Source organism: Bifidobacterium kimbladii (assembly GCF_032193675.1).
Classification (GTDB): domain Bacteria; phylum Actinomycetota; class Actinomycetes; order Actinomycetales; family Bifidobacteriaceae; genus Bombiscardovia; species Bombiscardovia kimbladii.
Genome location: NZ_JASTZZ010000003.1, coordinates 208,824 through 231,804, shown reverse-complemented (window position 1 = coordinate 231,804; position 22,981 = coordinate 208,824). Strand labels below are relative to the sequence as shown.

The following is a 22,981-nucleotide window of genomic DNA, read 5'->3' as shown; positions in this document are numbered from 1 at the left end:
TGGCATGCTGAGAACGAGGGAGGGCTTCTTGTGAAAGAGCCGGCCACGATACTGATTGTCGACGATGACAGGGATCTGGGCGAGATGTTGTCAATAGTGCTGCAGACGAAGTCCTACAGGCCGGTGACCTGTACGGATGGGTCCAGGGCAGTGGAGATATTCCCTACGGTGGAACCTGATCTGGTGCTGCTGGACATCATGCTGCCCGGCATGGATGGGATTGGCATCGCCCGGTGGATCAGGTCCAGATCCAATGTCCCCATCATCATGCTGACGGCCAAATCCGATACCAGGAACATCGTCGAGGGTCTGGAGGCTGGAGCCGATGACTATGTGGTCAAGCCCTTCAGCACCGATGAACTCCTGGCCAGGATCCATGCACGTCTGCGTCCGGTCTCGGTCCGGGCTGATCAGCAGGGGCAGGAGTCACCGGCCGCCATCCATGGCCTGATAGAGATCAACCGCCAGGAGCACACTGCGGTCAAGCGGGGCAGGCAGCTTTCCTTGACACCCACGGAGTTCGAGCTGCTCTACGTGCTGGCCTCGCATCCCGGGGAGGTGCTCAGCCGGGGAGAGCTGCTGCGGAAGGTCTGGGATTACCAGGATATGGGCGATACCCGTCTGGTCAACGTCCACGTGCAGCGTCTCAGGCAGAAGATCGAAGACGATCCCGAAAATCCCAGAATCATCGAGACGGTTCGGGGCATCGGTTACAAGTATGCGGCTGAGCGGCCAGGATCATGAGCAGTCGCACGAGGCACGGGGTCGTGTCTTCCGCAGTCGGGATGTTCCTGCGCAGGCTCTACAGAGCAGTCAGGAGCTCCCTGCAGATACGAATGGTCCTTCTGGCAACGGTTTCGGCACTCCTGATCGGCGTCGTCTTCATGACAGCCTCCCTGTATTCGGTCAGGACCTCCCTCTTGAACCAGGTTCTACGACAGGCACAGGCCGACTTTGCCGCTGAGCTGACCAGGGCTCAGGGAGGACTTGACTCCGCAGACATCACCGGTGATGAGGGCAGCTATCAGAAACTGGTGGTCAATATGGCAGCCAACGTTCAGAATGAGGGGGCGCCCAACATGGTTGGGGTCTTCATCTGGCCGGATGACTCCACAGCCCGCAGGTTCGTCCCTGTATCCACTGCCCCGGGAGACAGCGACCTGATCACCCCGGAAATCAGGAATGCCGTCGTCTCAAATGGCAGCCACTCATACTCGCAGATGATCAACACGGCCGACAAGGGTCAGTACCCGGTCCCGGGCATCGTCATGGGGTCCATGCTGAGGCCGGCCACTACCGGAGGGATCGAGTTCTATGCCATCTACTCCTTCGCAGACCAGCAGCGCTCTGTGCTCTCCGTGCAGATGGCCCTTCTTGCGGTCAGCGTGGTGACCAGCGTTGTGATGGGGATCATCGTGTTCCTGGCCCTTCACTCAGTCATCCGTCCGGTGACCAAGGTGGCAGGTGCCGCCAAGGGATTGGCCCAAGGGGAGTCGGACGTCCGGGTCACTGAGGACCGGACCGATGAGCTGGGCACCCTGCAGCGTTCCTTCAACGTGATGGCTGATTCCATCAATGAGAAGATCGGTCAGCTGGAGGAGGCCGAAGCCTACCAGCGCAGGTTTGTATCAGACGTCAGCCATGAGCTGCGGACCCCGGTCACCACCATCCGCATGGCCACGGACCTGCTCTTCAAGACTCGGGACGACCTGGATCCCAGCAAGCGCAGGACCGTGGAATTGCTGGACAAGCAGGTGTCGCGCTTCGCCAGCATGCTTGAGGATCTTCTCGAAATATCCAGGTACGAGGCTGGCCAGACATCGCTGAATCCGGACCTGTGCGATGCCTGCGATCTGGTCCGCAACGTGGTCCAGCAGGTCGCCCAGATAGCCAGGACGAAGGGGGTTCCCGTGAAGGCGCTCCTTCCCGACCACAAGGTGATGATCACCGTCGATGCCAGCCGTTGCACTTCGATTCTGCGCAACCTGGTCAACAATGCCATCGATTTCGCCGAGGACGGGCCGGTGCAGCTGCGGCTGGCCGTCTCGGAGCAGGCCGTGGTATTCAGTGTGCGCGACTGGGGAACCGGCATTGCGCCCGAAGACCTGACTCATATATTCGAACGGTTCTGGCGGGCCGATCCGTCGCGGTCTCGGTTGACGGGCGGTACAGGTCTGGGGCTGTCGATCGCCTTGGACAATACCGACCTCATGCATGGCCTGCTCCAGGTGCGCTCGCAGGTTGGGCAGGGGACCTGGTTCCTGCTGACCCTGCCCAGGGATGTCTGTGAGCAACTGGATCAGGGGAGTGCGCCGGTCCGATTCCAGCCTGGCCATGGTCTGGACGTGGAAGGCTTCTTCGAAGAGGCTGCATCATGAGCATTTTCAGACCGTCACGCTGGCCAAGAGCCTTTCGCCCTGTGCGGATGCTGGGGATGTGTGTGGCCATGGTGGCTGCTCTGGTCGCAGGAGGCTGCGCCAATCCATTCGGGCTGCCGACCTCAGGGTCGGTCCGTCAGCTCAGTCCCATCGAGAATCAGCAGCATCGCGTCTTCTCCTCCCCGGAGGGTCCTGTGGACGGAGCCGTGCCAGAGAGCATTGTCAAGGGCTTCCTGGCGGCTCTGCCTACCGGCATTCAAAGCGATGGCTTTGCTGTCGCCAAGTCCTACATGACCAAGCGGGCCTTTGCGGGATGGGATTTCAATGCATCCGTCTCGATCTATAAGGGTTCCCCTGTCTATGACCGCGTGGATGACGAGGGCAGCGGGAAGAGGACTGCCCTTGACCTGACCACCGAGTGCATTGGCTCCTTGGACGCCCATGGAATATTCTCCGTCACCGAGCAGGACTGCGGCTCAGGGTACAGGACCGAACGGTTTGAGCTCGCTAAAGTGCGCGGCCAATGGCGGATCAGCAAGGCCCCGGCGGGGATAGTGATCTCTTCGGATGATTTCATGCAGGTCTACCGTCAGGTCGTCATCTATCAGTTCCCCTTGGCCAAGGGTGTGCCTGTTCCCGACAACCGCTGGTTCGGCTGGCGAAACTGGAGGACCCTGGCCCTGAAGGAACTGCTGAAGGGCCCTCCGGCCTGGCTGCGGGATTCCGTGACGAACTTCAACACCGCCAAGGTCTCCCTGGCGGTCGATGCGGTGCAGCAGGTCAAGGGACGCATGGAAATCAGGGTCAGCAGCTCCTTCGCCTCCCTGAGCAGCGAAAACAGGGCCATGCTGGTCCATCAAATGCGGATGCTCTTGGGCGACGGCAATGGCGAGTTTGATCTGCGGGTGGTCGATGCGTCAGGGATTGACTATTCCCACGCGGATGACGACCTGACCATAGCTTCAGGGCAGACTTCCAACCGCATCTACAGTCTGGGCAGCAGCGGGGTGGTAGGTTTCAACTCCTCGAACCTGATCAGGGTCGGTCAGCCTCCCGTCTTTCATGAGCCCAGGGGGCTGGTCTTTTCCTCCAATGGCGGTGCGCTGCTGTCTGATCAGGGCCAGGTGACCTGTCTGAAACCCGATGCTTCATCCTGCGGAAAACTGTTTGCCGGCACACCCATTACCGCCATAGCCGGCAGTTTCACCGATGAGGTTTGGGCTGTCAGGCAGAGTGATTCCGCCATCCTGGTCGACGCAGGCAAGCCGGGTGCCTTGGAATTCGCCCTGCCCTGGCTGCATGGGCGGCGTGTGGTCGCCCTGACTGTGGCACCTGAGGGGCAGCGTCTATGCCTGGTGCTCGAAGATGGTTCGCAGGGTATGAACACCCTGGTCATGCTGGGTATTGTCCGAGGCGAGAATCAGCGGCCGAAGGGCTTGAGCGACCAGTTCCAGGTCATCGCCCGACATCGGGATATCAGGGCCTTGACCTTCTACAACGACGACACCCTGGTCTACAAGGATGGCGACATGGATGCGGGCGGCCATTCCCAGATCGCCCCTGGTCCGGAGACGATCCAGCATTTGCCGGCCGGAACCACAGGCTTGGCTGCAGGGCAGGTCAATCAGATGCAGAGCCTGATCGCCCTGGACCGTTCGGGCATCGTTCACTGCCTTTCCGGAGCCCTGGAGGGCATGTGGTACATCATTGATTCCCAGGTGGATACGGTTACCAGCGGCAGGTGACAATCGCCGGGATGGGTGGGACCGGCTGCGGCTCGGCTGCAGCTTGGCTGTCGGTGTGGTTGAACTGTTATCGATTTGTTATCACTGCGCCTTGAGCTCGGCAAGAGGAAAAACGATACTGAAAATCGTGGATGTCATCATCGATGATCATAATGCTGTGGCTTCGATGCTGACTACTCAAGGAGGAGAACAATGAATACAGTACTGAAGAAGGCGCTGACCATCGCCACGGCCTCGGCTGCGGTCTTGGCCATGGGAGCTTGCGGCTCTTCCGGATCCAGCTCCAGCAAGGGCGGCGACAAGCAGAAGACCATCGGATTCGTTGCTGTAGGTCCTGAGGGCGGCTTCCGCACGGCCAACGAGAACGATCTGAAGAAGGCCTTCAAGAATGCCGGATTCAACATGATCTATTCGCCGACCCAGAACAACGATCAGCAGAAGCAGATCCAGGCCTTCAACAAGTTCGTCAACGACGAGGTTGATGCCATCGTCCTGTCCTCCACCGAGGACAGCGGATGGGATGAGTCGCTGAAGAAGGCCAAGGAGGCCGAGATCCCGGTCTTCCTGGTCGACCGCAACGTGCAGACCAAGGACGAAAGCCTGGTCGCCTCCCACATCGGACCTTCCAACGAGTGGGCAGGGCAGCAGGCGGCAGAGTTCGTCAACAAGAACTTCCCTGATGGAGCCAATGGCCTGATTCTGGAGGGCCCTGCCGGCCTGTCGGTGGTCAAGGACCGCCAGAAGGGCTGGGATTCCAAGATCGGTGGCAACATCAAGGTTCTGGAGAGCCAGTCGGCCAACTGGTCCACTGACGAGGCCAAGACCGTCACCGCCGGACTGCTGGACAAGTACAAGAGCCAGAATGTCCAGTTCATCTTCTCGCAGAACGACGAGATGGGCCTGGGCGCTGCACAGGCTGTCGATGCCGCAGGTCTTAAGGGCAAGGTCAAGATCATCACCATCGATGGCACCAAGCCTGCTCTGAAGGCCCTGATCGACGGCGATCTGTCGCTGGTGATCGAGTACAACCCGCTCTTCGGCGAAACGACCGCCAAGACCGTCAAGGATTACCTGGACGGCAAGAAGGTCAAGAAGAACATCGTCATTGATTCGAAGGTCTTCACCGCCGACGAGGCCAAGAAGGTCATCGATTCCAGAGCGTACTGATCTATCGCTGATCGCATAGGACGCACAGGACGGCGCACCCGGGAAGGTTGCGGTACGCCGTTTTTCATGGGCGGGAAAGGGTCTTTGGGCCGCGGTACCGCCCTCGATCAGCATTCAGTTTGATGAGGCAAGACAATGACAAAAGAAGCACCCTTGGTCTCCATGAAGGGAATCAGCATTGAATTCCCTGGTGTCAAGGCGCTCGACAATGTCGATCTGCGTCTGTTCCCCGGTGAGGTCCATGCCCTCATGGGGGAGAACGGCGCAGGCAAATCGACCATGATCAAGGCGCTCACCGGGGTATACAAAATCAACGCGGGAACCATCACCGTCAACGGCCAAAACAGGATTTTCAACGGCACAGCCGATGCGCAGAACGCCGGCATCGCCACGGTCTACCAGGAAGTCAACCTGTGCACCAATCTGAGCGTGGGCGAAAACGTCATGCTCGGACACGAGGTGAGGGGGCACCTGGGCATCAACTGGCGCAAGACCCATGAGGCGGCCAAAGGCTTTCTGGCCCAGATGGGCCTGACGGATCTGGATCCTCACACACCGCTCAATGAGATATCCATAGCCATGCAGCAACTGGTGGCCATCGCCAGGGCCATGGTCATCGATGCCAAGGTCCTGATCCTGGATGAGCCGACATCTTCGCTGGATGCCAATGAGGTTCAGGATCTTTTCCGGATCATGCGCAAGGTCAGGGACCGGGGCATCGCCATACTGTTCGTTTCCCACTTCCTGGACCAGGTCTACGAGATCGCCGACAGAATGACCATTCTGCGCAATGGCAAATTCGTCGAGGAGACCATGGTCAAGGACATGCCGCGCGATGTCCTTATTACCAAGATGATCGGCAAGAACGCCGATGAGCTCTCGCTGATCGGCACCAAGTCGAGGAAAGAGACACCCCAAGCCGCAACAGACCGGCCTCTGGCCAGCGTCCGCGGCTTCGGCAGAAAGGGCAGCATCTACCCCTTCGACATGGATCTTTTCAAGGGCAAGATCATGGGACTGGCCGGCCTGCTGGGTTCCGGCAGAACCGAAATCGGCCGCCTGCTCTTCGGCGCAGACAAGCCCGACAAGGGTACCTACACCTTTGATGGGAAGAAGATCTCCATCGACAGCCCGGCCAACGCCCTGAAGAACAAGATTGCCTACTCTACGGAGAACAGAAGGGATGAGGGCATCATCGGCGACCTGACGGTCAGGGAGAACATCATCCTGGCCCTCCAGGCCACCCGGGGCATGTTCAGGCCAATCCCCAGGAAGGAGGCTGACCGGATAGTCGACAAGTACATCAAGGAGCTCAATGTCCGCCCGGCCGATCCCGACAGGCTGATCAAGAACCTTTCAGGAGGAAACCAGCAGAAGGTCCTGCTGGCCAGGTGGCTGGCCACGGATCCTGAGCTGCTGATCCTGGACGAACCGACCAGGGGAATCGACATCGGCGCCAAGGCGGAGATCCAGCAGACGGTGCTGGATCTGGCCGCCCAGGGCATGAGCGTGGTCTTCATCTCCTCTGAGCTTGATGAGGTCGTCCGCCTCTCCGATCAGATAACCGTCCTCAAGGACCGTCACAAGATCGACCTGATGGACAACGATGACACGGTTTCCCAGCAGACCATCGTGGAAGACATAGCCAACACCTCGGTCTCTGGACAATCTCAAGGAAAGGAGGAAAGATGAGCAAGCCCGCCAAGCAGCAATCGGAGGATGAAGGTCCATCCTTCCTGCGCCGCATATTCGGCAATCAGCTGATTTGGAGCGTGGTCGCCTTCCTCGCGCTGATTGTGGTCTGCACCCTAGTGGATCATTCCTTCCTCAGCCTGTCATACAATCCGCGCACAGGCGGCCTGGCAGGACCCCTGATCACCATGATCCAGGAGTCTGCGCGATACCTGATGATCGCCACCGGCATGACCCTGGTCATCTCGACCTCGGGCATCGACCTTTCGGTCGGCTCGCTCATGGCCGTGGCCGGAGCTGCAGCCATGCAGATGCTGATCAACGGGGTGAACGTCTGGATGGCCATTCTGATCTCCCTGGCCGTAGGTCTGGTTCTGGGCTGCATCAACGGCGCCTTGGTCTCCATTCTGGGACTCCAGCCCTTCATCACCACGCTGATCATGATGCTGGCAGGCAGGGGACTGGCCAAGGTCATCACCAATGGGCAGAATGCCGACGCTTCAGGCGTGGCCGGCAGCGGACCGTTGCGCTGGATGGCCAATGGCTTCATTCTGGGAATCCCGGCCAATTTCGTCATAGCAGTGATCATCGTCTGCCTTGTCGGTCTTCTGATGAGGAAGACGGCAGCCGGCATGATGATCGAGTCGGTGGGCATCAACCAGGAAGCCAGCCGAATGACCGGCATCAAGCCCCGGCGGATCCTCTTCCTGGTCTACGCCATCTCCGGTCTGCTGGCCGCTGTGGCAGGGCTGTTCGCGACTGCTTCAGTGATGAGGGTCGATGTGGTCAAGACCGGTCAGGACCTAGAGATGTATGCCATTCTGGCTGTGGTCATTGGAGGCACCTCCCTGCTGGGTGGCAAGTTCTCGCTGCTGGGAAGCGCTTTCGGCGCCGTGATCATTGCGATGATCCGCAAGACCATCATCACCCTGGGCATTGATTCAGCCGCCACGCCAGCCTTCTTCGCCGTGGTGGTCATCATCATCTGCGTCATGCAGGCGCCCAAGGTGCACAACGCGGTCGCTGAGTTCAAACGCAGGCGTGCCATGAGGCAGTCTGCAGAGGTGGTGGCATGATGAAGAAGAGTGCAAGCAGACAAGCAGGTTTCCGGCTGAGCCCCAGGGCCATTCCGACAGTCGCTGCCGTGGTCATCTTCCTGCTCATGCTGATCATGGGCCAGGTGCTCTTCGGCACTTATATCCGGCTGGGATTCATGTCCTCGCTGTTCATGGACCACGCCTACCTGGTGATCCTGGCAGTAGCCATGACCTTCCCCATTCTCACCGGTGGCATCGATCTGAGCGTGGGGGCCATAGTCGCCATCACTGGCGTCGTCGGTGTCAAGCTCATGATCGCCGGCGTGCCGGCGGGGTTGGTCATCGTCATCATGATCGCCATTGGCGCAGTCTTTGGACTGCTGGCCGGCGTGCTCATCGAAGAGTTCAACATGCAGCCCTTCATCGCCACGCTGTCCACTATGTTCCTGGCCAGGGGCATAGCCTCCATCATCTCAACTGATTCGCTCAATATGCCGCAGAACAACAACTTCAGCTGGATCGGCGGCGAGGGACTGAAAATCATCGACAACCCGAAGATTTCCAATGACCTTTCGCTGAACTTCGGCGTGGTAGTCGCTCTGGTCGTTGTGGCAGTCAGCTATGTCATCCTCCACAAGACCAGGACGGGCCGTACCATCTACGCCATCGGCGGTTCCCGGTCCTCGGCCGAGCTGATGGGCCTTCCGGTCAAGCGGACGCAGTATGTCATCTACCTGACTTCGGCTGTCCTGGCCTCCATCGCTTCCATCGTCTATGTGGCTGGCATCGGTTCAGCCAAGAACACCATGGGCGTGGGCTGGGAGCTGGACGCTGTAGCTGCAGTCGTCATCGGCGGCACCCTGATCACTGGGGGTTACGGCTACGTGCTGGGTTCTGTCATAGGTGCGCTGGTCCGTTCGATCATCGATCCTCTGACCTCGGACTTCGGCGTTCCTGCCGAGGCTGTCACCATCGTGGTTGGTCTGATGATTCTGGTCTTCGTCATCCTCCAGCGTCTGGTGACCTTCGTGAGAAAGGAATGAAGCAGGGCTTTCCTGGATGATCCGAATGGGGGCTGATGCCGTGGCGATTGCGGCATCAGCCCCCATTCGCATTGCTGGTTCATGATTCGAAGGGGAAGACCAATCCCCACTGGCGGCGCAGAGAGTCCATGAGCTCCATGATGCGCAGGGTGTCCTTGTGGGGCATCTGGGCGCACTCGGTCTCGCCGTCCAGGATGGCCTGCGCTGCACTGGACACCTCATACTCATAACCGGTCAGCTGGTCAGGGATGGGGTAGCGCTTCTTCAATTGGTGATCCGCGTCGTACAGATCGACGGACTCCACATTGTTGATGTTGATGCACTGCAGGTAGCCCTGGTCTCCCCAGATGCCGCCGATCCGGTCGCTGGCCGAGACCATGGAGCTGGTCGCTGCCCCCATGGATCCATCCTGGTAGAAAATGGTCGTGGAGTTCTGGCTGTCCACGCCCTCCGGGCTGCGGACCCAATCCGTGCAGACCCGCTCAATGGGCTTGGGCCCCATGACCATGTCGATGAAGTTGAGAGGGTAGACGCCCACGTCGAGCAGGGCGCCGCCGGCCAGGGCCGGGTCGGTCATTCTGGCCTTGCCCACGGTCACATATCCCAGGTTGGCGGTGACCGTTCTGACGGTGCCGATTTCCCCTGAGGAGACGATGTCGTCGATGATGGAGCGCGAGGGCATGTACCTGGTCCAGATGGCCTCGGTGCAGAGCAGACCGGTGCTCTCGGATGTTTCGATGACCTGCCTGGCCTGGTCGGCGTTGGCCGTGAAGGACTTCTCGACCAGCACGTTCTTTCCCGCCTTCATGCAGGCGATGGCCTGCTCGGCGTGGAGGCTGTGAGGCGTGGCGATGTAGACCAGATCCACTTGGGGATCGTCCAGGAGCTCCTGGTAGGAACCATAAGAGTGCTCGAATCCATATTTTTTGGCGAAAGCGGCTGCGCGATCCCCATCCCTCGAGGCCACGGCGTATGGGGCAACCAGATGGCTGTATTGCTGGTCTTTGGCCATCATGACCACCGTCTTGGCCAGGGCGTTGGCTATCCGTCCGGCGCCGAGAATGGCGAAGTTGACCCGCATGCCCTTCTGCTCAGCCTCTTGTCCTTTGCCGTTCAATCTGCTCATCCTTGACTCCTTCGTTTGGACGGCCATCTGCTGTGATGGCCTCATACAATTTCTTCAGGGTTTCCTCGGCATGTCGGGTGTCCAGCTGGCACTCCCAGACTGTGAAAACCCGCCAACCCATGGCTTTCAGTTTTTCGCCCTGTTCCTGATCCCGCAGACGGTTCCTTGTCAGCTTTGTGGTCCAATATTCCACATTGGATTTGGGAAGGGAGAATTTGGCACAGCCCTGATGCATGTGCCAGAAACAGCCATTGACGAATACCATGGCCCTCCACTTGGGCAGAACCACATCGGGATGGCCCGGATACCTCTTGTCGTTCTTGCGAAACCGCAGACCGCGCGAGAAGAGATATGACCGGACCTGGCGTTCTATTGATGTCTCCGTGCCCCTGATTCGGGACATGGTGTAGCTGCGTGTGCCGGGCTGGAATCTGCTGGGTGTCTTTTTCGAAACCATCCCCGGCCCGGCTCAGAGGACTTCGACGCTGTTGATGAAGACCGGCTCAAGGGGACGGTCGCTCGAATCGGTGGCTACGGCGTCCAGCTTGTCGACTACCTTCCGGGAATCCTCATCAGCCACCTGGCCGAAGATGGTGTGATGCCCGTTGAGCCAGGGGGTGGGGACGGTAGTGATGAAGAACTGTGATCCATTGGTGCCATGGGTCTTCCCTGTGGCGGGGTCACGGCGCAGCCCTGCATTGGCCATGGCCAGCTTGTAGGGTTCCTCAAAGGTCAGGGAGGGGTCGATCTCATCGTCGAACTCGTAGCCGGGGCCGCCTGTGCCGGTGCCCAGCGGGCAGCCGCCCTGGATCATGAAATCCTTGATGATCCTGTGGAAGGTCAGCCCGTCATAGAAGGGATCCTGACGCTTCTGGCCCGTTTCGGGGTCGGTCCAGTTTTTGCGGCCTGCGGCCAGGTCCAGGAAGTTGGCTACGGTTTCAGGGGCCTGATCGTCAAAGAGGTCCAGGCGAATATCGCCCTCCGAGGTATGCATGATAACTGTGCTCATGTCACCAATCCTTTCATAAGATGGCGACTCACACTGAGGATCCGAAGGGCATCAGGGCCAGGCGGGCCATCTTGAAGGCCTGCAGACCGAAGGGGATGCCCACCACGGTCAACATGGTGACCAGTCCGGCCACCAGATAGGCCAGGGCCAGCCACCAGCCGCCCAGAATGATCCAGAGCAGATTGGCCAGCCATGATCCCAGCCCGCCTCCATAGATGACCTGTCGGCCAAAGGGGGTCAAAGTCAGTCTGGCCATCTTGAAGGCCTGCAGACCGAAGGGGATGCCCACCACGGTCAGGCAGAGCAGGATGCCTATCAGGGCCCATGCCAGGGCAATGGCCAGTCCTCCCAGCAGCAGCCAGCAGATGTTGCCGATCAGGCGCATGTGGATCCTTCCGTCAGGGTGGCGGTGACGGCCTTGGCGCAGGCGGTCACCTTCTCGATGATGATAGTCAGTCGTTTCTGCCGCTGCTCGGGGGCGAGCTCCTGGTCCAGGGCATCAATCAGCCGCATGCCTGATTGGACGATGCCTCGCGTCACCTCCACGCCCATGGCCGGATCTGCTGGGCGCAGGGCCGTCCATGCCTGGATCAGCGGCTGGTTGACCTGTCGGTGGAAGTCCAGCAGGGCTTTGACCTGCCGGCCTGTGGACCGGTCGCTCCCTGGGGCGGGCTCATGGGAATTCGAGGGGTTGCCATAGATCAGGGCCTGGCGTAGCTGCTCGTCGTGCTGCTCGGCGTAGAGGTTCATCAGCCAGCCGTGTCCGTGTAGCCCTGCCTGTTCAAGATTGGTGCGGGTCCAGACCTCGATCGTCCGGCGCGGGTCTTCTGCCTTGCCCAGGGATTGATCCAGGGCACGGCCCCAGTCGGGCAGGTGCCGCTCCATGACCATGTCGCAGAGCTGGTCGGCGTCCCGGGCGTAGCGGTAGAGGGAGTTCCGGGCCAGATTGGCGCGCCGGGCCACCTCGGCCATGGTCAGTTGGCCTCGCCCGCCGGTGCGCAGGATGGCCTCGGCGGCGGCGATGATCTGGTCCAAGGTCTTGGCGCGGTGCTCCTGGAGCGTGGATTCGCGGATCCTGGGCATGGTTCTCCTTGGTCCGGCCTCCTGGGTGCAGCGATTGGGAATCGGGCTGGGCCGGTCTTGGGGCATATGATATGGCCTATTTGCTGAGGAACCAAGCTGTAAGGACTGGTTCAGCGTGCGGCTTGTCCGCGCTGAGTGAACTTGCCAGATATGTTTTCGCGACGTATAGTCGCAAAAAATTCGCAGACCAGGGTGAGGGGAGCTCCGATGACCGGATCGGTAAGTACGGACGTGAAGATGGGCATCCAGAGGAACCGTCAAGAGTCTCAGGAGGCAGCACCGCCCTGGCGTGCCCTCTGGGTGCTGGCCCTGGGTCTGGCCATGATTGTGCTGGATTCGTCCATCGTCAACGTCTCCATCCCCTCCATCATCGCTGCCATCCACATCAACCTGGCTCAGGCCCAGTGGGTGACCGCCCTCTACAGCATCGTCCTGGCGGCCCTGCTCCTGCCTTCCGGTCGACTGGGGGACATGATCGGACGCAAGCGGATCCTGCAGGTGGGCACGGTCATCTTTGTGCTGGGTTCCGTCTTCGCCGCATCGGCCTCCTCCGGCACAATGCTGCTTCTGGCCCGGCTTGTTCAGGGAATCGGCGGTTCCCTGGTCATGCCATCCACCCTGTCTACCGTGTCCGCCACCTTCCGGGGTCGTCACCGGGCTACTGCATTCGGCATCTGGGGGGCCGTCATGTCCTCTGCTGCGGCGGTCGGCCCCTTCCTGGGCGGGGTCTTCACCAGCACCATCGGATGGCGGTGGATTTTCCTGGTCAATCTGCCCCTGGGCCTGATCGTCCTCCTGGCCAGCGCAGTCTTTGTGCCCGAGACCAAGTCAGCGCCCCGGCAGACCGGCGACCGGTGGGGGATGCTTGCCGACTGGAAGGGCATACTCCTTTCGGCCCTGGGGTCGGCTCTGGTGGTCTTTGCGCTGATCGAGGGGCAGACCTACGGCTGGTGGCGCCCCCGCGCTGCACTCGATTTGGGCCCTCTGCACTGGTCCGCATCGGCACCGCTGTCGCCGGTCCCGGTCAGTCTGCTCCTGGGGTTGGCCCTGCTGGCCGCCTTTGCGATGACCGAGCTGGCCAGGGCGCGCAGAGGCAGGATGGTCATCCTGGACGTTTCCATGTTCGCCATCGGCACTTTCGGCTGGGGCAACCTGACGGCCGCCATCGTCAACGCTGGTCAGTTCGCAGTCATGTTCATCCTGCCCCTCTACCTGATCAACGCCAGAGGCCTGAGTCCACTGGGGGCCGGATCCATCCTGGGCGTCATGGCTCTGGGGTCAGTTGTTTCGGGCGGTCTGGCCCGGGTGGTCTCAGCCCGTCTGGGGGCCGGCGGCACGGTGCAGACGGGCCTGCTGATGGAGATCGTCGGCGTGGCCCTGTCCATTCTGCTCATGCGCGGGTCGGTGCCGGTCTGGCCCATGACCCTGACTCTGATCATCTACGGTGCCGGCCTGGGCTTTGCCTCGGCACAGCTGACCAGCCTGGTGCTCTCCGGTGTTCCGGTGGCCCAGTCCGGCCAGGCTTCGGCCACCCAGTCCACCATTCGTCAGTGGGGGACCGCCCTGGGTGCTGCAGTCTCCGGTTCCGCCCTCTCCCTGGCTCTGAGCCTGGTGCTGCCAAGGCATCTGACGGCGCTCAAGGGGATCTCGGCGCAGATGGCCGATGGCCTGGTCAGATCCGTTCAGTCCTCTGCCGGGAATGCCATCGTCGGCCTGCGCGCCCAGGGCACACGGGGTCGGCTGGGAGCCCTGGGTCCTCAAGTGACCAATGCCCTGACCGAGGGATTCACCCAGGGCGCCCAGTGGGCCATGGGCTTTGCAGTCCTGCTGCTTCTCGTGGGACTGGCTGCCTCGGTGCTGGTGCGTCGGGCCGCCCGCAAGGCTGGCGCCGACAAGGTCTGAGGCGTCCGCGATCCCGTTTTTCCCGGGTCCCTCCCCGCACGGTTTAGAATCATGGGTATGGGCATACAAGACGAACAGCCGCAGCGGGATGGCGATCTGCTGGTGGCTCTGGCTCAGATCGACACCTGTGTGGGCGATCTTGACGGCAACGCCGACATTATTATGGATTACTCCCGCAAGGCCGCTGAGCAGGGGGCGGCCCTGGTGGTCTTTCCCGAGATGAGCCTGACCGGTTACCCGATCGAGGACCTGGCATTTCGCGCCAGCTTCCGTCGGGCCGCCTGGTCCCGGGCCGACCGTCTGGCCAGGGAGCTCGACGAGCAGGGTCTGGGCCATTTGCATGTGATCGTGGGGACCGTGGGTACCGACGCGGATCAGGACAGGCCCCGCAATCGGCTGGTGGTCCTGCACCAGGGGCGTGTCGAGGCCGGCTATGACAAGCACTTCCTGCCCAACTACGGAGTCTTCGACGAGTACAGGATTTTTACTCCGGGGGACAGAACCGTGGTCCTGGAGGTGCAGGGGCATCGGATAGGGCTGGCCATCTGCGAGGACATCTGGCAGGAGGGCGATCCCATCAGCGACCTGGCTGGCCGGGACATCGACCTCCTAGTGACCATCAATGGCTCCCCCTTCGAGGAGGGCAAGGGGCATGTCCGCTACGAGCTGGCGGCTCGCCGGGCCAAACAGGTTGGTGCGCCTCTGCTCTACCTGAACCAGGTGGGCGGGCAGGACGATCTGGTCTTCGACGGCGGCAGCTTTGTGGTGGACCAGGATGGCACCCTGCTGGAGCGCTCGCCCAGGTTCGTCCAGGATCTGTCCACGTGGACCTTGCCTGCACGAGGGGAGCGCCCAATGCCCAGCAAGTCATGCATGGCCGAAGAGATGCCTGGGGACGAGGAGGTCTATCGGGCCTGCGTGCTGGGGCTCAAAGACTATATGGCCAAGAATCATTTCACCGGTGTCTGCCTGGGGCTCTCAGGCGGGATAGACTCGGCCTTGGTGGCCACCATGGCCGCCGATGCCTGCGGGGGGGAGCACGTGCGCGGCATTTCCATGCCCAGCCGTTATTCCTCGGAAGGCTCCCGGGATGATGCCGCCGACCTGGCCCAGCGTCTGGGCGTGCGTTACGTGGTCCAAGCCATAGGCCCGGAATTCAATGCCTTCCAAGGGCAGCTGCATCTGGAAGGGGTGGCTGAAGAAAATCTGCAGGCCCGGATACGCGGTGTCATCGTCATGGCCTACGCCAATGCCGAGGGGCTTCTGGCACTGGCTACAGGCAACAAGTCCGAGCTGGCCTGCGGTTACTCAACTATTTATGGCGATGCGGTCGGAGGCTACGCGCCCATCAAGGATCTGCTCAAGACCCGGGTCTGGCAGCTGGCCCGCTGGCGCAACGCCCAGGCCCAGGCACGAGGCGAACGTGAGCCCATTCCGGTCAATTCCATCGTTAAGCCGCCTTCGGCCGAGCTGCGCCAAGGGCAGAAGGACTCTGATTCCCTGCCCGACTACAGCCTGCTTGACAAGGTTCTGGAGGCATACATCGAGCATGCGCACGGTCGGGCCGACCTTCTGGCCGATGGCTTCGACCCCGATACGGTCGACACGGTCATGCGGCTGGTGGATCGGGCTGAGTGGAAGCGGCGCCAATATCCGCTGGGGCCCAAGGTCACCTCACTGGCCTTCGGCCGGGACCGTCGGTTGCCGGTGACCAACGCTTTCAGGGAGTGATTGTCATGGGTTCCGAACAGGAGCAAGCGGCCTGGTATTTCAATACGGTCACCGGCAGACCCGAGCAAGGCAAGCTGTCTCCCCAGGACAGGCGGATGGGCCCCTACCGCAGCAAGCAGGAGGCCCTCGATGCCTGGAAGATCGCCAAGCGTCGGAATAAGGAATGGGATGAAGAAGATCGCCGTTGGCGGCAAGCCTGGGAGGGAGACCCTGGGCAGGGACAGTCATCAGCTGACAGATGAAGCTCCAGCCGGATCGATAACCTGCCCTGGCGACCAGTTGGCCGTGCAATCAGCACGGATGGGGATTGAGACGGTGTGCCGGGCGAGTTTGCAAGATATGGGCGTGGCGCCCATTGCAAGTCTGCCCTTAGTGTGATATAGCTCACGTCGCGTTTCGGTTTCTCGAGGTAGTGCGCACTCTATACTTGAAAGTGACAGTGGTGTGAGGAAGCGCCATTGACCATATCAACAAGGAGTTGACTATGACAGCAGTTGAGACCAACACCGTCTCTCCCGCAGAGCTGCAAGCCAAGGCTTGGAAGGGCTTCAAGGGCGAGGACTGGAAGAAAGACATCGACGTTCGCGACTTCATTCAAAAGAACTACACTCCGTACACCGGTGATGAGTCCTTCTTGGCACCGGCCACCGAGAAGACCAAGTTCCTGTGGAACTACCTGGACGACAATTTCCTTGCCGTAGAGCGCAAGCAGCGCGTCTACGACGTGGATACCCACACTCCGGCGGGCATTGACGCCTTCCCGGCCGGATACATCGACGGCAAGCCTGCCGGCGAGACTCAGGATGACGTGATTGTCGGCATACAGACCGACGTGCCCTGCAAGCGTGCGATGATGCCCTACGGCGGCTGGCGCATGGTTGAGCAGGCCCTCAAGGAGGCCGGCAAGGAGCCCGACCCCGAGGTCAAGAAGATCTTCACCCGGTATCGCAAGACCCACAACGATGGCGTCTTCGACGTTTACACCAAGAGGATCAAGCTGGCCCGCCACAACAAGATTCTGACCGGTCTGCCCGATGCTTACGGCCGTGGCCGCATTATTGGCGACTACCGTCGTGTGGCCCTCTACGGCATTGACGAGCTGATTGCCCGCAAGAAGGCCGACAAGGATTCGATTCCTTACCGCAACGACTTCACCGAGGAAGAGATCGAGCACTGGATCCGCTTCCGCGAGGAGCACGCTGAGCAGATCAAGGCTCTGAAGCAGCTGCTGAACCTGGGCAAGGAGTACGGCCTGGATCTGAGCCGTCCTGCCATGAACGCCAAGGAAGCTGTCCAGTGGACCTACATGGCCTACCTGGCCTCGGTCAAGAGCCAGGATGGCGCCGCCATGTCCATCGGCCGTCTGTCCGCATTCTTCGACGTCTACTTCGAGCGTGATCTGGCCGCTGGCCTGATCGACGAGACCGATGCCCAGGAGATCATCGACAACATCGTGATGAAGCTGCGCATCGTGCGCTTCCTGCGGACCAAGGACTACGACAACATCTTCTCGGGCGACCCCTACTGGGCCACCTGGTCCGACGCTGGCTTCGGCGATGACGGCAGGCCCATGGTCACCAAGACCTCCTTCCGTCTGCTGGCAACCCTGACCCTGGAGCACCTTGGACCCGGCCCCGAGCCCAACATCACCATCTTCTGGGATCCGAAGCTGCCTGAGGGCTACAAGCGCTTCTGCGCCCGTATCTCCATCGACACCTCCGCCATCCAGTACGAGTCCGACAAGGACATTCGCGCCCACTGGGGCGATGATGCTGCCATCGCCTGCTGCGTTTCCCCCATGAGGGTCGGCAAGCAGATGCAGTTCTTCGGCGCTCGCGTCAACTCCGCCAAGGCCCTGCTCTACGCCATGAACGGCGGCCGTGACGAGATGACCGGCATGCAGGTCATCGACAAGGACGTGATCAAGCCTGTCACCCCCAAGGAAGACGGTTCTCTGGACTTCCAAGAGGTCAAGGACAATTACGAGAAGGCCCTGGAGTGGCTGAGCGAGACCTATGTCGAGGCCCTGAACATCATCCACTACATGCACGATAAGTACGACTACGAGTCCATTGAGATGGCCCTGCACGACAAGGAGGTCTACCGCACCCTGGGTTGCGGCATGTCCGGCCTGTCCATCGCCGCTGACTCCCTGTCGGCTATCAAGTACGCCAAGGTCTACCCGATCTACAACAAGGATGCCAAGGGCACCCCTGAGTATGTCGAGGGCGCTGACGATGACCTGATCGTCAACTACAAGACCGTCGGCGAGTTCCCGATCTACGGCAACGACGACGATCGCGCCGACGACCTGGCCAAGTGGACTGTCTCCACCGTTATGGGCCAGATCAAGCGCCTGCCTGTCTACCGTGGCGCTGTGCCGACCCAGTCCATCCTGACCATTACTTCCAACGTGGAGTATGGCAAGAACACCGGGTCCTTCCCCTCCGGCCACAAGAAGGGCACTCCGTACGCTCCCGGCGCCAACCCCGAGAACGGCATGGATTCGCACGGCATGCTGCCCTCCATGTTCTCCGTGGGCAAGATCGACTACGACGACGCCCTGGACGGCATCTCGCTGACCAACACGATCACCCCTGACGGCCTGGGCCGCGACGAGGATGAGCGCATCAACAACCTGGTGGGCATCCTGGACGCCGGCAACGGCCACGGGCTCTACCACGCCAACATCAACGTACTGCGCAAGGAGCAGCTGGAGGATGCCGTCGAGCACCCCGAGAAGTACCCGCACCTGACCGTGCGCGTCTCGGGCTACGCCGTCAACTTCGTCAAGCTGACCCGCGAGCAGCAGCTCGACGTGATCTCCCGCACCTTCCACCAGGGCGCGGTGACCGACTGATCGCCCTTGTGCGATAGTCAACCGTTGATGAGACGGTGAATCATGGGGCGGGGCGCACCAAGGCCCCGCCCCCTTTTCGTCTTTTTCAGGAGGATCCAATGACGGAGACCACCACCTTCCATACCACACAGCCGCACATGCTCAAGGAATCCAAGGTCTACCAGAGCCAGACCCTGATGGGCGGCCTTTCAGGGTTCGAATCGCCCATTGGACTGGACCGGCACGACCGTATGAATGCCCTGCGCACGGGCGACATCGGATTTGTTCACTCCTGGGACATCAATACCTCAGTGGACGGGCCGGGCACAAGGATGACCGTCTTCATGAGCGGATGCCCCCTGCGCTGCCAGTACTGCCAGAATCCTGACACCTGGAAGATGCGCGATGGCCAGCCCGTATACCTACAGGCCATGATCGATAAGGTGGCCCGTTACCAGGACCTCTTCAAGAGCACGGGCGGAGGAATCACCTTCAGCGGCGGCGAGTCCATGATGCAGGCAGCCTTTGTCTCACGCGTCTTTCGCGCTGCCAAGGAGATGGGCGTCCACACCTGCCTGGACACCTCGGGCTTCCTCAATCGCAACTACACCGATGCCATGATTGACGATATCGACCTGTGTCTGCTGGACGTCAAATCCGGCGACGAGGCCACCTACAAGAAGGTGACCGGCGGCACGTTGGCCCCCACAATCGAATTCGGCAAGCGTCTGGCTGCCCGTGGCAGCAAGATTTGGGTTCGCTTCGTGCTGGTGCCGGGGCTGACCGACTCCGAGGAGAACGTCGAGAACGTCGCGCGGGTGTGCGAACAGTTCAAGGATGCCATCGAGCACATTGATGTGCTTCCCTTCCATCAGCTTGGACGGCCCAAGTGGCATGAGCTTCGCATCCCCTACCCGCTGGAGGACGCCAAAGGCCCTTCGGCGGCCCTGAAGGATCGGGTCAAGAAGCAGCTTGAGGCCCACGGCTTCGTGGTCTACTGAGCCGCAGAACCCACTGTGGTTCCCGGGCGGTCCTAGGACAAACCCGAATAATCAACTTATGACTCCTCACGGCAGATGCCGTGGGGAGTTTTGTTTGATCGGGCGCAGGCTAGCCAGCCAATCAGCGAATGACCGACTCACTGAATGTCTTGCACACTGAATGACCGACTTAATGGTTGGAAGAGCCAATGGGTGGCGGATCCAATGGATGACCGATACTGTAAATCGATAAATCGCTGACCAGTCATGCTCGGTAAACGATTGTCAGCGGGTTGAGGCCATGGACTATGCTTTCAGGCGAGTGTTTTCCGGGCCTGGTCGGCCCGGTGGCGTTACGGAAGACAAACTAAAAAAGAGGTTGAGCGCAGGTGACCACGGATCCTAAGACGCAGCTGCTTTCAGAGCCCGCCCAGGGTGTACCGTCGGTCATCGACGATATGGCCGGATACCGCCGGGCATGTCGGCTGCTGTCCCAGGGGAGTGGTGCGCTGGCCGCGGACGCTGAACGCGCATCAGGCTTCCGCTATGGCCACGACGACTACCTGGTCCAGTTCAAGCGCCAGGGGGCGGGGATATTCCTGCTGGACCCACCGGCTCTGACGCAGGCGGGCTGCGACTGGTCGGAATTCAATAAGGCCGTTGATGGTGCCCAGTGGATCATTCATGACTCCCCCCAGGATCTGCCAGGCTTCTACGCACTGGGCATGAGGCCCTCATCGCTCTTCGACTCCGAGCTGGCGGCCAGGATGCTTAATCTCGGTCATTACGGCCTGTCTGCAGTGACCGCACACTATCTGGGGCTGACCCTGGCCAAGGAGCACTCCGCCGCAGACTGGTCCTACCGCCCACTGCCGCGTGATTGGCGCAATTACGCCGCCTTGGATGTGGAGCTGCTGGATCAGGTGCGATCGTGCGAGCTGGAGGATCTGCGCCGTCACGGCAAGGATGAGTGGGCCAGGCAGGAATTCACCTGGCTGCTGGAGCAGGGCAAAATCCCCAAGCCGGAGCCCGAGCAGCCCTGGCGGCATATTTCGCATATCAATGCCCTGCACAATGACCGTCGAGGCCTTGCTGTGGCCCGTTCGCTGTGGACCACCCGAGACCAGCTGGCCCGGCGCAACGACATCGCTCCGACGCTGCTCCTGCCCGACAAGGCCATCATCGAGGCCGGCAGGCTCAAGCCCCGCAACAACGCCCAGTTCCGAGCCATCCGATCCTTGAACGAACGGGTCAGGATCCACACCGGCGGTGAGCAGGACCGCATGTTCGAGCGCTATGCTCCCATCCAGCGCCGGGTCAGACCCTCAGTCTGGAAACAGGCCATTTTGGATGCGTTGCATCTGCCCACCGAAGAGCTGCCTGTGCCTCCCAAGCCGCGGTGTGAGGAGACCAATGCCCCTAAGTCCATGCAGGTCTGGCGGCACCGCCACCCGGAACGATATGCCAGGCTGGAGGCAGCGCGCAAAGCGGTGACAGAGGTGGGACGCCAGACCAACACCCCCGACGAGATTCTGATCAAGCCCCGCTACCTGCGCAACCTCTGCTGGACCGATCAACCGGAGAAGCGGGATGTGGCCGACTTCCTGCGTCAGGAGGGCGCCCGTCCCTGGCAGGTTTCGCTCCTGTCAGAGTCCCTGACTCGCGCTATTATGTAACGGTTGCCTTACTGGCAGATCAAACGGTTTGGATGAATTGGAGCGCAGCGTGAAAATCAGCGTCAGAAACCTCGAGCCCACCAAGGTCAGGCTCACCATCACCGTCGATCCCGATGAGCTGAACCCTTACCTGGATCAGGCCCGTAAGGAGATCGGCAAGCAGGTAACCATTCCCGGCTTCCGCAAGGGCCATGTGCCCGGACCCATCATCGATCAGCGTGTGGGCTTTGCCAGCGTGGCGGGCGAGGCCGTCAACGCCGGCGTGCCCGAGCTCTACTCCAAGGCTCTGGAGGAGAAGCAGCTGCACGCCATGGCCCAGCCGCAGATCGATGTCAAGGACATGCCTTCCTCGGCCAAGGACGACACCAAGCTCAAGTTCACCGCTGAGGTGGAGATTCGTCCCAAGTTCGAGCTGCCCGACATCGAGGGCATGGAGATTGAGGTCCCCAAGCCTGCCGTCACCGACGAGGACGTGGACAAGCGTCTGGACAACCTGCGTCAGCGCTTCGGCACCCTGGTCAGCGTGGATCGTCCCGCCTCCAAGGGCGACTATGCCAACATCGACCTGGATGCCGTCATCGACGGCGAGTCCGTGGACTCCCAGCAGGGGGTCAGCTACGAGCTGGGCTCCAACACTATGCTGGACGGCCTGGATGAGGCCCTGGACGGGCTGTCTGCCGGGGAGGAGACCACCTTCGAGGGCACCCTGGAGGCCGGCGAGCACCAGGGCGAGAAGGCCCAGATCAAGGTCAAGGTCAACTCGGTCAAGGCCGAAGAGCTGCCCGACCTGGACGACGAGTTCGCCAAGGAGGCCTCGGAGTTCGAGACCCTGAAGGAGCTGCGCGAGGACGTGCGCAAGCAGTGCCAGGTGGATGCCGAGGGTCGGCAGGCCACTGACGCACGCGACGCCTTCATCGCCAAGCTCCAGGACGGCCTGGACATCCCGGTGCCCAAGGGCATCAAGCAGTCCATGGTGACCGATCAGCTCAAGAACACCGGCAAGGATCCCGACAAGGCCAGCAAGGACGAGAAGTCCGAGGCCGAGGAGAGTGTCGAGAAGGAGCTGCGCGACCAGATGACCCTGGACGCCCTGGCTGAGAAGCTGGGCATCACGGTCAGCCAGGCCGACGTGACCAACTTCCTGGCTTCCATCGCCCAGCAGTATGGCATGGATCCCAGCGCCTTCATCAACGGCATCGTCCGGAACGGCCAGCTGGGTTCGGCCGTGCAGGAGGTCGGCCGTTCCAAGGGCATGCTGGCTGGCATGCGGGCTGTCACCTTCAAGGATCCCGATGGCCAGGAGGTGGATCTGAGCCGTTTCCTGGGCGAGGATGAGCCCGAGGCCCAGGAGGAGCAGGACGAGAGCGTCCAGGCTGCCTCCGCCGCGGCTGAAGTGGCTGACCAGCTCTCCCAGGATCAGGAGTAGCTTTCAAAGCAGCGAGCAGGGCCGCACCCAGTGGCGAAACAGCCTGGGTGCGGCCCTGTCGCAACGGTTGCGCAAAGAGCAGAAAGACCAAGACCGCGTCGATTGCGGGGGCTACTCTCAATACAGATACGTTTATCGAAGGAGACA

General features: G+C 61.0%; 19 protein-coding genes. 14 read left to right on the top strand and 5 right to left on the bottom strand.

From position 1 onward, the window contains the following. The first annotated feature begins 30 nt into the window (after positions 1–30). From mtrA to QRX41_RS05720, 7 genes are all read left to right on the top strand, one after another. Positions 31–744 (top strand): MtrAB system response regulator MtrA, encoded by a 714-nt coding sequence (gene mtrA / locus QRX41_RS05750; RefSeq protein WP_313839293.1) that lies wholly within the window; start codon positions 31–33, stop codon positions 742–744. Then, positions 741–2,378, top strand: a complete 1,638-nt coding sequence (gene mtrB, locus QRX41_RS05745; protein ID WP_313839291.1) for an MtrAB system histidine kinase MtrB — start codon at positions 741–743, stop codon at positions 2,376–2,378. The genes mtrA and mtrB overlap by 4 nt, the downstream gene beginning before the upstream one ends. Then, entirely contained in the window at positions 2,375–4,123 is a 1,749-nt protein-coding gene (locus QRX41_RS05740) for an LpqB family beta-propeller domain-containing protein (protein ID WP_313839289.1), read from the top strand. The genes mtrB and QRX41_RS05740 overlap by 4 nt, the downstream gene beginning before the upstream one ends. Before the next feature lie 192 nt (positions 4,124–4,315). Further along, positions 4,316–5,290: an ABC transporter substrate-binding protein gene (locus tag QRX41_RS05735; RefSeq protein WP_045924190.1), complete on the top strand. Its 975-nt coding sequence runs from the start codon at positions 4,316–4,318 to the stop codon at positions 5,288–5,290. A 135-nt stretch (positions 5,291–5,425) separates the two neighbouring features. Then, positions 5,426–6,982 carry a sugar ABC transporter ATP-binding protein gene (locus QRX41_RS05730; protein ID WP_144086018.1) on the top strand — a complete coding sequence of 519 codons (1,557 nt, stop codon included), beginning with the start codon at positions 5,426–5,428 and terminating at the stop codon, positions 6,980–6,982. Then, the gene (locus QRX41_RS05725; RefSeq protein WP_045924192.1) at positions 6,979–8,058 is read left to right on the top strand and encodes an ABC transporter permease; all 1,080 of its coding nucleotides are present in this window, start codon (positions 6,979–6,981) and stop codon (positions 8,056–8,058) included. The genes QRX41_RS05730 and QRX41_RS05725 overlap by 4 nt, the downstream gene beginning before the upstream one ends. Next, the gene (locus QRX41_RS05720) at positions 8,055–9,062 is read left to right on the top strand and encodes an ABC transporter permease (protein ID WP_229132901.1); all 1,008 of its coding nucleotides are present in this window, start codon (positions 8,055–8,057) and stop codon (positions 9,060–9,062) included. The genes QRX41_RS05725 and QRX41_RS05720 overlap by 4 nt, the downstream gene beginning before the upstream one ends. A gap of 79 nt (positions 9,063–9,141) precedes the next feature. Here the strand turns inward: QRX41_RS05720 and QRX41_RS05715 are convergent, their stop codons facing one another. From QRX41_RS05715 to QRX41_RS05695, 5 genes are read right to left on the bottom strand one after another with little or no spacing between them, the layout of a single operon-like run. After that, entirely contained in the window at positions 9,142–10,188 is a 1,047-nt protein-coding gene (locus tag QRX41_RS05715; RefSeq protein ID WP_313839287.1) for a Gfo/Idh/MocA family protein, read from the bottom strand. Next, on the bottom strand, positions 10,154–10,645 hold the full coding sequence (locus QRX41_RS05710; RefSeq protein ID WP_313839286.1) for a very short patch repair endonuclease: 492 nt from the start codon (positions 10,643–10,645) through the stop codon (positions 10,154–10,156). Before QRX41_RS05710 ends, QRX41_RS05715 begins: the two co-directional genes overlap by 35 nt. A gap of 12 nt (positions 10,646–10,657) precedes the next feature. Beyond that, on the bottom strand, positions 10,658–11,197 hold the full coding sequence (locus QRX41_RS05705) for a peptidylprolyl isomerase (protein WP_045924196.1): 540 nt from the start codon (positions 11,195–11,197) through the stop codon (positions 10,658–10,660). A gap of 28 nt (positions 11,198–11,225) precedes the next feature. Continuing rightward, positions 11,226–11,582 carry a YccF domain-containing protein gene (locus tag QRX41_RS05700; protein WP_045924197.1) on the bottom strand — a complete coding sequence of 119 codons (357 nt, stop codon included), beginning with the start codon at positions 11,580–11,582 and terminating at the stop codon, positions 11,226–11,228. Then, positions 11,573–12,280, bottom strand: coding sequence for a TetR/AcrR family transcriptional regulator (locus QRX41_RS05695; protein WP_313839284.1), 708 nt, complete (start codon positions 12,278–12,280; stop codon positions 11,573–11,575). Before QRX41_RS05695 ends, QRX41_RS05700 begins: the two co-directional genes overlap by 10 nt. 207 nt (positions 12,281–12,487) lie before the next feature. Here QRX41_RS05695 and QRX41_RS05690 point away from each other — a divergent pair, with 207 nt between their 5' ends. The 7 genes from QRX41_RS05690 (at position 12,488) to tig (ending at position 22,834) form a co-directional block, all read left to right on the top strand. Next, positions 12,488–14,182 carry an MFS transporter gene (locus tag QRX41_RS05690; protein ID WP_313839282.1) on the top strand — a complete coding sequence of 565 codons (1,695 nt, stop codon included), beginning with the start codon at positions 12,488–12,490 and terminating at the stop codon, positions 14,180–14,182. A 51-nt stretch (positions 14,183–14,233) separates the two neighbouring features. Next, on the top strand, positions 14,234–15,913 hold the full coding sequence (locus QRX41_RS05685; protein ID WP_396176793.1) for an NAD+ synthase: 1,680 nt from the start codon (positions 14,234–14,236) through the stop codon (positions 15,911–15,913). Between the two features lie 5 nt (positions 15,914–15,918). Continuing rightward, entirely contained in the window at positions 15,919–16,155 is a 237-nt protein-coding gene (locus QRX41_RS05680; RefSeq protein ID WP_313839278.1) for a hypothetical protein, read from the top strand. 242 nt (positions 16,156–16,397) lie between these two features. Further along, positions 16,398–18,773, top strand: a complete 2,376-nt coding sequence (gene pflB / locus QRX41_RS05675) for a formate C-acetyltransferase (protein ID WP_046322815.1) — start codon at positions 16,398–16,400, stop codon at positions 18,771–18,773. 98 nt (positions 18,774–18,871) lie between these two features. Next, the gene (gene pflA, locus QRX41_RS05670) at positions 18,872–19,753 is read left to right on the top strand and encodes a pyruvate formate-lyase-activating protein (protein ID WP_015021700.1); all 882 of its coding nucleotides are present in this window, start codon (positions 18,872–18,874) and stop codon (positions 19,751–19,753) included. 368 nt (positions 19,754–20,121) lie between these two features. Continuing rightward, on the top strand, positions 20,122–21,408 hold the full coding sequence (locus QRX41_RS05665) for an HRDC domain-containing protein (protein ID WP_144086026.1): 1,287 nt from the start codon (positions 20,122–20,124) through the stop codon (positions 21,406–21,408). 49 nt (positions 21,409–21,457) lie between these two features. Then, the gene (gene tig, locus QRX41_RS05660; RefSeq protein ID WP_313839277.1) at positions 21,458–22,834 is read left to right on the top strand and encodes a trigger factor; all 1,377 of its coding nucleotides are present in this window, start codon (positions 21,458–21,460) and stop codon (positions 22,832–22,834) included. Positions 22,835–22,981: the final 147 nt, after the last annotated feature.

What these genes read in the sequence shown, in the direction of transcription:
- pflB (WP_046322815.1), top strand. Translation starts at nt 16,398, where the DNA reads ATGACAGCAGTTGAGACCAACACCGTCTCTCCCGCAGAGCTGCAAGCC.
- QRX41_RS05705 (WP_045924196.1), bottom strand. Translation starts at nt 11,197, where the DNA reads ATGAGCACAGTTATCATGCATACCTCGGAGGGCGATATTCGCCTGGAC.
- QRX41_RS05725 (WP_045924192.1), top strand. Translation starts at nt 6,979, where the DNA reads ATGAGCAAGCCCGCCAAGCAGCAATCGGAGGATGAAGGTCCATCCTTC.
- mtrB (WP_313839291.1), top strand. Translation starts at nt 741, where the DNA reads ATGAGCAGTCGCACGAGGCACGGGGTCGTGTCTTCCGCAGTCGGGATG.
- QRX41_RS05685 (WP_396176793.1), top strand. Translation starts at nt 14,234, where the DNA reads ATGGGTATGGGCATACAAGACGAACAGCCGCAGCGGGATGGCGATCTG.
- QRX41_RS05740 (WP_313839289.1), top strand. Translation starts at nt 2,375, where the DNA reads ATGAGCATTTTCAGACCGTCACGCTGGCCAAGAGCCTTTCGCCCTGTG.
- pflA (WP_015021700.1), top strand. Translation starts at nt 18,872, where the DNA reads ATGACGGAGACCACCACCTTCCATACCACACAGCCGCACATGCTCAAG.
- QRX41_RS05735 (WP_045924190.1), top strand. Translation starts at nt 4,316, where the DNA reads ATGAATACAGTACTGAAGAAGGCGCTGACCATCGCCACGGCCTCGGCT.
- QRX41_RS05715 (WP_313839287.1), bottom strand. Translation starts at nt 10,188, where the DNA reads ATGAGCAGATTGAACGGCAAAGGACAAGAGGCTGAGCAGAAGGGCATG.
- QRX41_RS05695 (WP_313839284.1), bottom strand. Translation starts at nt 12,280, where the DNA reads ATGCCCAGGATCCGCGAATCCACGCTCCAGGAGCACCGCGCCAAGACC.
- QRX41_RS05710 (WP_313839286.1), bottom strand. Translation starts at nt 10,645, where the DNA reads ATGGTTTCGAAAAAGACACCCAGCAGATTCCAGCCCGGCACACGCAGC.
- QRX41_RS05700 (WP_045924197.1), bottom strand. Translation starts at nt 11,582, where the DNA reads ATGCGCCTGATCGGCAACATCTGCTGGCTGCTGCTGGGAGGACTGGCC.
- QRX41_RS05720 (WP_229132901.1), top strand. Translation starts at nt 8,055, where the DNA reads ATGATGAAGAAGAGTGCAAGCAGACAAGCAGGTTTCCGGCTGAGCCCC.
- QRX41_RS05730 (WP_144086018.1), top strand. Translation starts at nt 5,426, where the DNA reads ATGACAAAAGAAGCACCCTTGGTCTCCATGAAGGGAATCAGCATTGAA.
- QRX41_RS05690 (WP_313839282.1), top strand. Translation starts at nt 12,488, where the DNA reads ATGACCGGATCGGTAAGTACGGACGTGAAGATGGGCATCCAGAGGAAC.
- QRX41_RS05680 (WP_313839278.1), top strand. Translation starts at nt 15,919, where the DNA reads ATGGGTTCCGAACAGGAGCAAGCGGCCTGGTATTTCAATACGGTCACC.